Annotated in this window: 11 protein-coding genes; all 11 read left to right on the top strand. The window is 59.3% G+C overall.

Translation table 11 applies throughout. The annotated features are described in order from the left end of the window. The first annotated feature begins 1 nt into the window (after position 1). The 11 genes from gatB to MOMUL_RS08990 all read left to right on the top strand — a co-directional run bounded on the left by gatB (position 2) and on the right by MOMUL_RS08990 (position 12,351). A complete protein-coding gene (gene gatB, locus MOMUL_RS09040; RefSeq protein WP_062284289.1) occupies positions 2-1,432 on the top strand; it encodes an Asp-tRNA(Asn)/Glu-tRNA(Gln) amidotransferase subunit GatB in 1,431 nt (476 codons plus the stop codon). Between the two features lie 12 nt (positions 1,433-1,444). After that, on the top strand, positions 1,445-2,137 hold the full coding sequence (locus MOMUL_RS09035) for an HAD family hydrolase (protein ID WP_062284288.1): 693 nt from the start codon (positions 1,445-1,447) through the stop codon (positions 2,135-2,137). A gap of 90 nt (positions 2,138-2,227) precedes the next feature. Further along, complete coding sequence (locus tag MOMUL_RS09030) at positions 2,228-2,977, top strand: XdhC family protein (protein WP_062284286.1); 750 nt, start codon at positions 2,228-2,230, stop codon at positions 2,975-2,977. Between the two features lie 111 nt (positions 2,978-3,088). Beyond that, the gene (locus MOMUL_RS09025) at positions 3,089-3,442 is read left to right on the top strand and encodes an XdhC family protein (RefSeq protein ID WP_236713061.1); all 354 of its coding nucleotides are present in this window, start codon (positions 3,089-3,091) and stop codon (positions 3,440-3,442) included. A gap of 3 nt (positions 3,443-3,445) precedes the next feature. After that, on the top strand, positions 3,446-3,982 hold the full coding sequence (locus MOMUL_RS09020; RefSeq protein ID WP_054936676.1) for a cupin domain-containing protein: 537 nt from the start codon (positions 3,446-3,448) through the stop codon (positions 3,980-3,982). Positions 3,983-4,067: 85 nt separating this feature from the next. Continuing rightward, entirely contained in the window at positions 4,068-5,432 is a 1,365-nt protein-coding gene (yqeC, locus tag MOMUL_RS15780; RefSeq protein WP_062284284.1) for a selenium cofactor biosynthesis protein YqeC, read from the top strand. Positions 5,433-5,459: 27 nt separating this feature from the next. Then, complete coding sequence (gene yqeB, locus MOMUL_RS09010; RefSeq protein WP_062284282.1) at positions 5,460-6,275, top strand: selenium-dependent molybdenum cofactor biosynthesis protein YqeB; 816 nt, start codon at positions 5,460-5,462, stop codon at positions 6,273-6,275. A gap of 74 nt (positions 6,276-6,349) precedes the next feature. Continuing rightward, a complete protein-coding gene (locus MOMUL_RS09005) occupies positions 6,350-6,835 on the top strand; it encodes a phosphatidylglycerophosphatase A family protein (RefSeq protein WP_062284421.1) in 486 nt (161 codons plus the stop codon). 145 nt (positions 6,836-6,980) lie between these two features. Continuing rightward, the gene (locus MOMUL_RS09000) at positions 6,981-8,339 is read left to right on the top strand and encodes a PLP-dependent cysteine synthase family protein (protein WP_062284280.1); all 1,359 of its coding nucleotides are present in this window, start codon (positions 6,981-6,983) and stop codon (positions 8,337-8,339) included. Positions 8,340-8,429: 90 nt separating this feature from the next. Then, complete coding sequence (gene xdh, locus MOMUL_RS08995; protein WP_062284279.1) at positions 8,430-10,997, top strand: selenium-dependent xanthine dehydrogenase; 2,568 nt, start codon at positions 8,430-8,432, stop codon at positions 10,995-10,997. A gap of 58 nt (positions 10,998-11,055) precedes the next feature. Beyond that, positions 11,056-12,351: a threonine synthase gene (locus tag MOMUL_RS08990; protein WP_062284277.1), complete on the top strand. Its 1,296-nt coding sequence runs from the start codon at positions 11,056-11,058 to the stop codon at positions 12,349-12,351. Positions 12,352-12,477: the final 126 nt, after the last annotated feature.

Here is a 12,477-nt window from a genome sequence, read left to right as displayed (position 1 = left end):
AGTGGAATACGAAGCAGTAATTGGCCTGGAAGTCCATGTGGAGCTGAAAACCAATGCCAAGGCTTTCTGTGGCTGTACCACGGCCTTCGGCGGTGAACCCAACACCCATGTCTGCCCCGTCTGCCTGGGTCTGCCGGGGGTACTGCCGGTCATTAACCGGCAGGTGGTGGAGTTCGGGCTAAAGACGGCCCTGGCGCTGAACTGCCAGGTGGCGCCGTTCTGCAAGTTTGACCGCAAGAATTACTATTACCCGGATCTACCCAAAAACTACCAGATATCCCAGTACGACCTGCCCCTGGCCAGGGGGGGTCATTTAAAGATTACCGTTGACGGCGAAGAACGGGTTATCGGCATCACCAGGGTGCATATGGAAGAAGACGCCGGCAAGCTGATCCACGTCGACGGTCCCGATGGGGGCTATTCCCTGGTGGACTACAACCGGACGGGGGTACCCCTGCTGGAGATCGTCTCCGAGCCGGACCTGCGCTCGCCGGCCGAAGCCCGGGCCTACATGGAAAAATTGCGAACCATTCTCCAATACCTGGACGTGTCCGACTGCAAGATGGAGGAAGGGTCGTTACGCTGTGATGCCAATGTATCGGTACGGCCCCGGGGCAGCCAGTCCTTCGGTACTAAGACGGAAGTGAAGAATCTGAACTCTTTCCGCTCCTTGCAGCGGGCCCTGGAGTATGAGATTGAGCGCCAGGTTGCCATCCTGGAAAGCGGCGGCCGGGTCGAGCAGGCTACCATGGCCTGGGATGAGAACCGTGGCGTGACGTATGTCATGCGCACCAAGGAAGAAGCCCAGGATTACCGCTATTTCCCTGACCCCGACCTGGTACCTTTAGAGATTGACGCCGCCTGGATCGAGCGGGTGCGCAGGGAACTGCCAGAGCTGCCCGACGCCCGCTGCCGCCGCTTGATTGACGATTATGGCCTGCCGGCCTACGATGCCGGGGTGATTACCAGCTCGCGGGATCTCGCCGATTATTTTGACCGGGTGGTGGCCCTCTATCCCGACGCCAAGACCGTCAGCAACTGGATCATGGGCGATTTTTTACGTCTCTTGAATGCCGGTAACCTGGAACCGGGACAATCTCCCGTACCGCCGGAAGAAATGGCGAGTCTCTTGCAACTGCAAAAGGAAGGGACCATCAGCGGCAAGATTGCCAAGCAGGTCCTGGAAGAGATGTTTGCCACCGGTAAAGGGGCGCGCCAGATAGTCGAGGAAAAGGGCCTGGTCCAGATCAGCGATGCGGCCGCCCTGACGCAGATTGTCGAGGAAGTCCTGGCCGCCAACCCGGGTGTGGTTGAGGATTACCGCAACGGCAAAGACAAGGCCCTGGGATTCCTGGTGGGCCAGGTGATGAAGGCCACCAGGGGCAAGGCCAACCCCGGCCTGGTGAACCGGCTGCTGAAGGAACGGCTGTAAGGGGGTAGGGTTTTGTTCGCCGGCGTACTCTTTGATTTTGACGGCACCCTGGTGGATACCTCCGAACTGGTGATCAAGTCCTTCCAGCATACCCTGGCGCCATACCTGGGCCGGAAGGTAGCCCCGGAAGAGATTTACCCTTATTTTGGCATCCCCCTGCGGGACGGCTTGAGCGCCTTTGTACCCGGTAAACCCGATCTGGTAGAAGAGATGCTCCCCATTTACCGCCGCTTCAGTGAGGAACATTTCGACACCCTGGTGCAGCCCTGCCCGGGGGTGCGGGAAGGCTTGGAGCAGCTTCTGGCAGCAGGTATCAAGCTCGGTATCGTTACTTCCCGCGTGCGGGATACCACCCTTTATGGCCTGCGCCTTTTTGACCTGGAAGATTTTTTCCCGGTAGTGGTTACCATGGAAGACGTGCGCAGCCACAAGCCGGGTCCGGAGCCCGTCCGGCGCGGCCTTGAGCTATTACAGCTTGCTCCAGCTGAAGTAGCAATGATCGGCGACAGCCCCCACGATATTATGGCAGCAAGGGCGGGTGGGGTAACGAGCGTGGCAGCGGGGTGGAGCAGGATCCCCCGGGAACGCCTGCTGGCCGCCCGTCCGGCCGCCGTCGTAAATACCATGGCGGAGTTTGTAGATTTTTGCCTGGAAGGCAATTTGGCAGCGGCCGATGGTTGCGGCCGCCTCTCTCATGAAGGCTGACCATGGTCCACCCGGTAAGTGGGAAATGTTTTGGGAGTCAGGTTAAGAGGCCTGCAAAAAGTCTGGGTTGACGGAGGAAGGAGAGCAGCCATGGATAAACTGGCCTTTTTCCGGCAATTGCTGGCGGCCCTGGAGGGACAGCAGCCGGGGGTAGCCGCTCTAGTAGTCAAAGCAGAAGCAGGCCTGCCGGGAGTGGCACCTGGCAACCGTTTCCTATGGACTCCGGAGGGTCATTACGGCAGCCTGGGATCAGCAAATCTGGAAGCCGCTGTAGCTGAACGGGCCAGGGAGGTTTTAGCCGGGCGCCGGCCCCGGTTGGATACCATAGAGTTGGATGAGGGCAGCGTTACCCTTTTTCTGGAACCGGTGCTCCCCGAACCGGAAGTTATCGTCCTAGGGGGCGGCCATGTGGGCCAGCAGGTTGCTGCAGTGGCCAAACTGGCCGGTTACCTGGTAACCGTAATTGACGACCGTCCGGACTTTGCCAATCAAGCCCTTTTCCCAACAGCCGATAGAATTATTTGTAATAATTTTACGGCGGCCCTGCAGGATATCAAGATCACTGCCGCCACTTTTATCGTTATCGTCACCCGGGGTCACCGCCATGATTATGACTGCCTGCGTGCCGTAATCGACTCCCCGGCGGCCTATATCGGCATGATCGGCAGCCGGCGGCGCGTCCAGGGGGTAAAAGAGCGCCTGCTGGCCGAGGGGGTACGCGAAGCGGCCCTGGAGCGAATTCATGCCCCCATCGGCCTGGACATCGGTGCTGAAACGCCGGCGGAGATTGCCGTCAGTATCCTGGCGGAGATTATCCGGGTTTACCGGCGTGGAGCTTAAATCTACCGCCCCTCTTTAAGAGCCGGCGGTTATTTTTTGGCAGCGAAAAATAAGGATAAAGATCGCCAGTGAAGAAGGAAAAAGAGTTAAATATGTTGTAATAAATACTTAATGATTTCAGTTGCCTTAAGCGGGGGAGCTAACAAGATGGACCGGGAGCTTGTTCAAGGGGCGGTTAGATTAATGGAGCAAGGAGAGCCGTGTGCCCTGGCGACTATAATCCAGGTCAAGGGTTCGGCGCCCCGGGAAGCCGGGACCCAGATGCTGGTTACCGCCGGGGGCCAAACCCTGGGGACCATTGGCGGTGGTTGTGCCGAAGCGGCCGTTCGCCAACGGGCTTTGCTGGTCCTGCAAAAGGGTGAGCCGGAAATATATCACCTGGACCTGACGGCCGACACAGCTGCAGACGAAGGTATGGTCTGTGGCGGGATTATGGATGTATTTATTGAACCATTGGGAGGGTAAAGAGTGCTTGGAGAAAAGATACGCAACTTACGCCGGGAGCGGGGCATGAGCCTCAAGGATGTAGCGGAAAAGACGGGCCTCACTTCCAGTTTTTTAAGCCAGGTGGAACGGGACCTGGCCGATCCCTCCATTACTTCTTTACGCAAAATCGCCGAGGCGCTGGATATCCCCATTTTTTATTTCTTGTTAAATCATGAAGACCACAGTCCGGTAGTCCGTAAAGACCAGCGGAAGGTGCTGCGCTTTCCCCAGTCCCATTTGACCTATGAGCTATTGTCACCGGATTTAAACCGTAAGATGGAAGTGATGATGGCCCGCCTGGAGCCGGGAGCGGCCAGCTGTGACGAGCCCCTGGCACACCCGGGGGAAGAATGCATTGTCGTCCTCGAGGGGATTATGGAAATCGACATCGGCGGGGAAGTCTACCGGCTGGAAGCGGGGGATAGCATCTACTATTACGCCTCCATCCCCCACAAGCTGTGGAGTGCCGGTAACGAAGACCTGGTCTTTATTTCGGCCATTACGCCACCCCAGTTCTAGAGTCCCTTATGGGGGCTGGCGCCCTTACCGGTGTATTATGTAAAATACCGGGTTATGAAAAGTGCTGTTTTCGGGGGATTTTTAGATGCGCTTATACCAGGCCCTGGGGGTGCAGGCCAAAGAGATCATCACTGTTGTCGGGGCAGGGGGTAAAACCTCGGCCCTTATTTGTCTGGCCCGCGAACTGGCAGCCATGGGGCGACGGGTGGTTGTTGCCCCGACCACAAAAATGCTTTTAAGCCAGCTCCGGCAACTGGCGGAACCGGTTATTACCAGCGATACCGCCAGCCTGGCAGCAGGTGTGGCAGCCGGTCTAAAAAGGGGGAATCTGGTCACCTGCGGGTCTGGGGTTACTGACCAGGGCAAGGTTACGGGCCTGGACGCGGCAGGCGTAACTGCGCTGGCAGAACTGGATATTGATTACCTCCTCCTCGAGGGCGATGGAGCGGCGGGAGCCCTCATCAAGGCCCCGGCGGCCCATGAACCGGTCATCCCGCCGGTGACAACCCTGGTAGTGACGGTAGCCGGCCTGCCGGTGCTGGGGCGGCCCCTGGCCGCCCCCTTTGTCCACCGCCCCCGGCTGGCGGCCGGGTTGCTGGGACGAGAAGAAGGCTCCCTGGTGACAGCGCATGATGTGGCCCGGGTCCTGGCCCATCCTCGCGGCGGGCGCAAGGGGGTGCCGCCGGCGGCGCGGTGGGTGGTTTTGTTAAACCAGGCTGAAGATTATGAACTGCTGCGGGCGGGCAGGTCCGTGGCCGGGGCTATTCTCGCCGCCGGAGGCGAGAAGGTTGTCCTGGGCGCGGTGGCCACCCCGGCACCGGTGCGCCAGGTACTCCTTAGACAGGCAGTCCGGCCCGGACCGGTGGGAGCTATTGTCCTGGCCGCCGGGGCCGGGGAGCGTTATGGCGGTGACAAGCAACTACTATCCATCGCCGGCCAGCCCATGGTACGCCGGGTGGTGACAACAGCCCTGGCAGCCGTGCCGGGGAATGTCGTCGTGGTCCTGGGTCATGAGGCCGGCAGGGTTGCTGCCGCCCTGGAGGGTTTAGCGGCCGATATAGCTTACAACCCCGGCTACCGCCGGGGCCTCAGCACCTCCCTGCAGGCCGGGCTAGCTGCCCTCGGGCCGGAAAGCCGGGCCGCCCTTTTTGTCCTGGCCGACCAGCCGGGAGTCACCCCGGACGTCATAACCAGGCTGGCCGGAGCTTACCGGCAGGAAGGGAAAAAAATTATTGTTCCCGTTTACCAGGGACGGCGGGGCAATCCGGTCCTCATTGACCGCGACCTCTGGCCGCAGATCCTGGCCTTGCAGGGGGATGTGGGAGCCAGGGAGATTATCCGGGCTCACCCGGAGGAAGTTTTAACGGTGGAAGTTGACTGCCCGGGAATTTTAAAAGATATCGATACCCACACCGATTACCAGGCCTGGCTGCACCAGAGCGGTAATTAATTGTTTAACCAGGGGAGGGGAAGGAAAGTGCGGAATCTGGTAGTCATCAGAGGGGCGGGGGACCTGGCCAGCGGTGTGGCCCACCGTCTCCATCAAGCAGGTTTTCCGGTAATCATGACAGAGATAGCCCGGCCCACGGTAATCCGCCGGGCCGTGGCCTTTGCGGAAGCGGTTTATACCGGCGCCATTACTGTAGAGGGGGTTACCGCCCGCCTGGTGGCTGGCCCGGAGGAGGCCCTGACGAAAGCCCTGCAGGGAGAAATTGCCGTCCTGGTTGATCCCCCGGCCGGGGTTATTACGGCCCTCCGGCCACAAATAGTCGTGGATGCCATCCTGGCTAAGACCAACCTGGGAACAAGTATAAATCTGGCCCCCATTGTCATCGCCCTGGGGCCGGGTTTTACGGCCGGGCGGGACGTTCATGCTGTAGTGGAAACCAGGCGCGGCCATTATCTCGGCCGGGTCATCTGGCAGGGTGCAGCCCTGGCCAATACCGGCATCCCGGGCGAAGTTATGGGCTATACCGAAGAAAGGGTCTTAAGGGCGCCGGCTAATGGTATCTTTAAGGGCTGCAAGGCCATCGGCGACCCGGTGACTGCCGGCGAAACGGTGGCCATGGTTGACGGCGTACCCATACCAGCGCGGATCAGCGGCGTACTGCGGGGGATTCTTCATGATGAGTTGGAAGTCACCAGAGGAATGAAGGTTGGCGACATCGACCCACGCGGTGAACGGGATTACTGTTTCACCATTTCCGATAAAGCCCGGGCCATCGCTGGCGGGGTTTTGGAGGCCATATTACACCTCACCTCTTCCCCGGAAAATAAACTTATGTTAGAATAGGGTTACTTCTTATTGCAAGGGGGACAGAAGAAGTGAGTGTGGCGCAACCAAAGGAGAATCAATATGCCAGTTCCCTGTTGCTCAAGCAGCTAGTCATAGCCTGGCTGGAGCGGCGGGGGGTAACATTAGAAGATATTGCCCGCCTGGTATATGAAGTCCAGCAAAAGTATATCCATGACCTGACCATGGCCGCCTGCCGCGAAAGCGTTGAGCGGGTACTGGAAAAGCGGGAGGTCCAGAATGCCATCTTTACCGGTATAGCCATTGATGAGCTGGCTGAAAAGGGGCAACTGGCCGAGCCCCTGGCCACCATGCTGCGTAATGATGACGGCCTCTACGGCATTGACGAGGTTATGGCCTTGAGCATTGTTAATATTTACGGCTCCATCGGTTTTACCAACTTCGGTTACCTGGACAAGGTCAAGCCGGGCATCATTGGCGTGGTTAATAGTAAGAAAAACGAGAAGGTCAACACCTTTCTCGACGACCTGGTGGCTGCCATCGCCGCCGCAGCCTCCTCCCGCCTGGCCCACCGCGACCGGGACGGGCTGCTTAAGTGAGGTTGAAAAAGATAAAAACCGGTAAAATAAAACCCTCCTTTTTAGCAATAAAAGGAGGGTTTATTTTTTCCACGTCGAACTATACCATAAGTGTGAGTGAAGTTTTTTGCACTCAGTAATATTACATTTAACTGGAGGGATCCATATGGCGGGTAAGATTCCCTTTGGCCCGACCTTCACGGAGATGTGCGACCCTTCGCAAATTGACCCGGCAATAAGGCAGCGGGCTTTAAAAGCCCTCAAGGAGAATGAGCTGGACCCCATTAACCTCTTCAACATTACCTGGAAAGACGAAAACAACCAGGTGCGGAAAATGGTCCTGCCCCCGGAAGTAACGGGTGTGGACGCCAATATCGTCGTCCTCCTGGGCCGGGGCTTCCCTTCCGGCTCCCACAAGGTGGGCCCGGCCTACGCTACCTTGATTGAAGGCTGCGTGGACGGCGTCATCAAGCCCGGTGAACATACCATCCTGGGACCTTCAACGGGCAATTTCGGCATTGGTGTGGCCTATATCTGCAAACTCCTGGGCTTCCGGGCGGTAGTCATCATGCCCGATAACATGAGCAAGGAACGTTATGAACGCATCCGCAAGTACGGCGGCGACCTGGACCTCACTCCCGGTACGGAGTCCGACGTTATTTTAACCCTGCAGCGAACCTATGAACTGAAAAAGGACCCCAGGAACTTTGCCCTGGCCCAGTTTGAACTGCTGCCCAACTACCGCTTCCACCGCCACGTTACCGGTAATGCCGCCATTGAGGCCGTCCAGGGTATCGGTAACGGCCGTATCGCCTGCTTTACTTCGGCTCCCGGTTCGGCGGGGACGCTGGGTGCTGGCGACCAGATTAAGAAGGCTTTCCCGGAATGTAAAGTGGCGGCCCTGGAACCCTATGAGTGTTCTACCCTGTATAACGGGGGCCGCGGCCAGCACCGCATTGAGGGTATCGGCGACAAGATGTGCACCCTCATCCACAATGTCCTCAATACGGATTTTATTGTCCTCATCCACGATGAAGATACCGTCCGCGGCTTGAAGGTTTTCCAGGATGGTACCGAAGTCCTGATGAAGAATGGCGTCAAAGAAGCCGATGCCCTGGCCTTACGCGACAATTTCGGTCCTTCCGGCATTTGCAACATCCTGGGCGCCATTAAGATGGCCAAATACCTGCGTTTAGGCCCCGGCGATAATGTGGTGACCGTTGCCACCGACGGTTTTGACCGCTATCCTTCCGTACTGGAGGACCTGGCCCGGCGGACCCTGGAAATTGAGGACTTTGTCCTGGAACGCTGGTTTAAAGATATTTTCCTCAAGGCCCATACCCATTATATTCTGGACACCCGCAGGCCGGAGGCCAAGGGACGGCTCTTCCAGCAGAAGGAGAAAGACTGGTTGCCCTTTGGGTACACCAGAGAATACCTAGACGCCATGAAGAGCCCCTCTTTCTGGGAGGATGAATACGCCAAGATCGAGTATTACGACGCTAAGATAAAAGAGTTGCGTTAAGTCCCTGGGCTCCACAGCCAGGGAAACTGCGCCTGGTAAAGTTGCTGGCGAAATGCTGCCAGTAAACTAAAGCCGAACGGGGGGAATGGCATGCGCCTGGAACTACTGGTTAATGGGGAGCAGCGGGTAGTTGATGTTCCTGAAGACGTTAGCCTGCTGGAAGTTTTGCGGGAAGACCTGCGATTGACCGGAGCCAAAAACGGCTGTGGCGAGGGCACCTGCGGCGCCTGCACCGTGCTCCTGGGAGGTAAAGCGGTCCGGGCCTGCCGGACGCCGGCCGCCAGGGCCGCCGGGCAGGAGATCATTACCGTCGAGGGCTTGAGCCCGCGGGAAAAGGAGATTTATACTTTCGCCTTTACGGCGGCCGGGGCCGTGCAGTGCGGCTTTTGCACGCCGGGGATGGTCATGGAAGCCAAAGCCCTCCTCGACCGGCAGCCGGAGCCGGGTGAAGATGAAATCCGCCAGGCCTTCAAGGCCCACCTCTGCCGTTGCACCGGTTACCAGAAGATTATTACCGCCGTACGCCTGGCCGGCCGCGCTTTAAGGGGCGAGATTGAGCCCCGGGCAGGTGACCCGGCCGGTATGGGTAAAGCCTTTTTCCGGCCCGATGCCCCGGCCAAGGTCCTGGGGGAAGCCGTCTTTGTCGATGACATGCAGGTGCCCGGCATGCTTTACGGCGCCGTTTTTCGCCTGCCCTGTGCCCGGGCGAAGGTCAAGGCCATTGATGTCACAGCAGCTAAGGAACAGCCCGGGGTAGTGGCCGTCCTCACCGCCGGCGATATCCCGGGAGAACGCTATCAGGGGCATATCTTTAAAGACTGGCCGGCACTGGTGGCGGTAGGTGAGGAAACCCGCTATGCCGGCGATGCCCTGGCCCTGGTGGCGGCCAGAAGCAGCCGGGAAGCCCGGGCGGCACTGGACTATATTAAAGTTGATTATGAAGAATTGCCCCCCCTGACTTCGCCCCAAGACTCCCTGGCGCCGGGGGCGCCGGCCCTGCACCCCAAAGGTAATTTATTAAGCGAAACGGTGATCAAAAAAGGTGACGCTGAGGCAGCCTTAAAGTCCTGCGCCCACGTGGTAACCAATACTTATACCACGCCCTTTACGGAACACGCCTTCCTGGAGCCGGAGAGCGCCGTGGCAGTACCGGAAGACAGCGGCCTGACGATATACACCAGCACCCAGGGCGTTTACGAGATCCATACCCAGCTGGTTTCTCTCCTGAATTTACCGCCGGAAAAGGTACGGGTGGTCAACAAGTGTGTTGGCGGCGCTTTTGGCGGCAAAGAGGACCTGAGCGTCCAGCACCATGCCGCCCTGCTGGCCTGGGCAACGCAGAAACCGGTGAAGCTCACCTGGACCCGGCGGGAAAGCATCCTCTGCCACCCCAAGCGTCATGCCATGACCATTACCATGACCACCGGCTGTGACGCGGAAGGTAACCTGGTAGCCTTGGTGGCCGACCTGGTGGCCGATACCGGCGCCTATGCTTCCCTGGGGGCCCAAGTGCTGGAGCGGGCCTGCACCCACGCTACCGGCCCCTACCGTATCCCCAACGTGACCATCCGTGGCCGGGCCGTCTATACCAATAACCCGCCGGCCGGGGCCTTCCGCGGTTTTGGGGTGCCCCAGTCCAACTTTGCTATGGAGAGCCAGCTGAACCTCCTGGCAACCGCTACCGGACTTTCCCCCTGGCAGATCCGCTGGCAGAACGCCCTGGAACCGGGCGACACCCTGGGCACCAGGCAGGTAGTCAGTGCCGACATCGGCCTGAAAGATACCCTCCTGGCTGTCAAGGAAGCCTTTGAAAGCAGCCCTTGCGCCGGCATTGCCTGCGGTTTTAAAAATGTCGGCCTCGGCGTTGGTACCCGGGATGTCGGCCGGGCCAGGCTGGCAGTCAGCGGGGGACGGGTAAAAATCTACTCCGGTGCGGCCTGCATGGGTCAGGGGATGGAGGCGGTCCTCATCCAGATTGTCGCCGAGACTACCGGACTGCCGGCAGCGCTCATTGATTGCGTCCTTGCCGATACGGCCCGGACTCCCGACGCCGGCTGCACCACGGCTTCCCGCCAGAGCCTCTTTACCGGGGAAGCAACCCGCCGGGCGGCGGCGGACCTGGCGGCAGCCTTGAAAGGCCGTACCCTTGCCGGCCTGGAAGGCCGGGTTTTCCAGGGGGAATTCTACGGCGCCACCGATCCTCTTAATTCCAACAAGGAGCACCCTGTAACCCATGTCGGCTACAGCTATGCCACGCAGGTAGCCATCCTGGATGAGGAGGGCCGGGTGGCGAAAGTAGTGGCTGCCTATGATGTGGGCCGGGCCATTAACCCCTTAAACCTGGAGGGCCAGATTGAAGGGGGCATTGTCATGGGCCTGGGTTATGCCCTGACGGAAGACTTCCCGGTACAGGATGGAATACCTGTACGCCAGACCCTAGGCAGGCTGGGACTCCTGCGCAGTCACCAGGTACCGCAGATGGAGGTGCATTTGATAGAAAAGGGCGGTACTCCCTATGCCTACGGCGCCAAGGGCATTGGCGAGCTGGCGACCATTCCCACGGCGGCGGCCGTCGCCGGCGCCTACTACCGCCGCGACGGCAAATTACGCCTGAGCCTGCCCCTGGAAGGAACGCCGTATGCAAGAAGTGGGAAGTGAGATGTGAGCAAGACAGTGCCAGCCTGTGACAAAGTTATTTTCGTAGGAGATGACCTGCGTGAGCAACGTTACCCAGTTGCGCTGCATTAATTGCAGCCGGACTTATCAGCCCCGGCCCGGCTTTTATACCTGCCCCGTCTGCGGATCAACTGACGGTATCTTAGACGTGGAATACGATTATGACTATATCAACAAATATATTTCTAAAGAGAGCCTGGCCGGAAACAGGGAGCCTTCTATGTGGCGCTACCGTCCTTTCCTGCCGGTGGCCCAGGAGGGACCCCTGCCGCCTTTAAGGGTAGGCTGGAGCCCCCTCTACCGGGCCGACCGCCTGGGGGCCGAGCTGGGTTTAAAGGAATTATATATTAAAGATGACGGGATTAATCCTACCGCTTCCCTGAAGGACCGGCCCTCGGCCGTGGCCGTGGCCCGGGCCATGGCCGAAGGGGCGGGGGTGGTGGCCTGCTCCTCCACCGGTAACGCTGCTTCCTCCCTCGCCGGAGCGGCGGCTTCCGTGGGCCTCAAGGCCGTGATCTTTGTCCCCGGCCGGGCACCCCAGGGCAAGGTGGCCCAGCTCTTGATCTTCGGGGCTACGGTCATCAGCGTCCAGGGCTCCTATGAAGACGCCTTTCGCCTGTCGGCGGCAGCCATAGAAGAGCACGGCTGGTATAACCGCAATGCAGCCATTAACCCCTACCTGGTGGAAGGCAAGAAGACCGCCTGCCTGGAGGTGGCCGAACAGCTGCACTGGGAAGTACCAGACTGGGTAGTACTCTCGGTGGGCGATGGCTGCACCATGGCCGGGGCCTGGAAGGCCTGGGTGGACCTGAAAAAAGCCGGCTGGATTGAGAAGCTGCCGCGGATGCTGGGGGTCCAGGCCGAAGGCTGCTGCCCCATTACCCGCGCCTTCCGGGAGGGCACCAGGGTACGTCCTATGGAAGAAAATACCCTGGCGGACAGCATTGCCGTCGGCGTACCCCGCAATCCCGAAAAGGCCCTGCGGGCCGTTCGCGATTCCCGTGGGACTATGATTAATGTTAGCGATGAAGAAATACTGGCGGCCATGCGGGTCCTGGGCCGGACCAGCGGCGTTTTCGGTGAACCGGCGGGGGTGGCCGGCACGGCCGGGCTCATCAAAGCCGTCCGGGAAGGGATTATTAAGCCGGAGGAAAGGGTAGTCGTCCTGGTAACCGGTAATGGCCTCAAAGACGTGGCCAATGCCATCAAGGCTGCCGGGGAACCCATCCGGGTGGCACCCTCCCTGGAGGCCCTTCATAAAGCACTAGGGGATTTAAAATTGCCCAATTATGGGTGGGGATATGTCCCGGAGCCGCGATTAGCGGAGCGCCGGTAACAGAACAGGCGAGGTGAGGTAACCGTTGCCGCTGCCGAGGACGCCTGAGCGTGCCTTGGTGAGGAATACTGCATGACCTCATAGAAGGATCTAGGCCAGCGGAGCAGGAAGCCTTTTCATTGGCAA

This window comes from Moorella mulderi DSM 14980 (assembly GCF_001594015.1).
GTDB lineage: Bacteria > Bacillota > DSM-521 > Neomoorellales > Neomoorellaceae > Neomoorella > Neomoorella mulderi.
The sequence above is the reverse complement of the archived record's forward strand: the minus strand, read 5'-3'. Positions and strand labels throughout refer to the sequence as shown.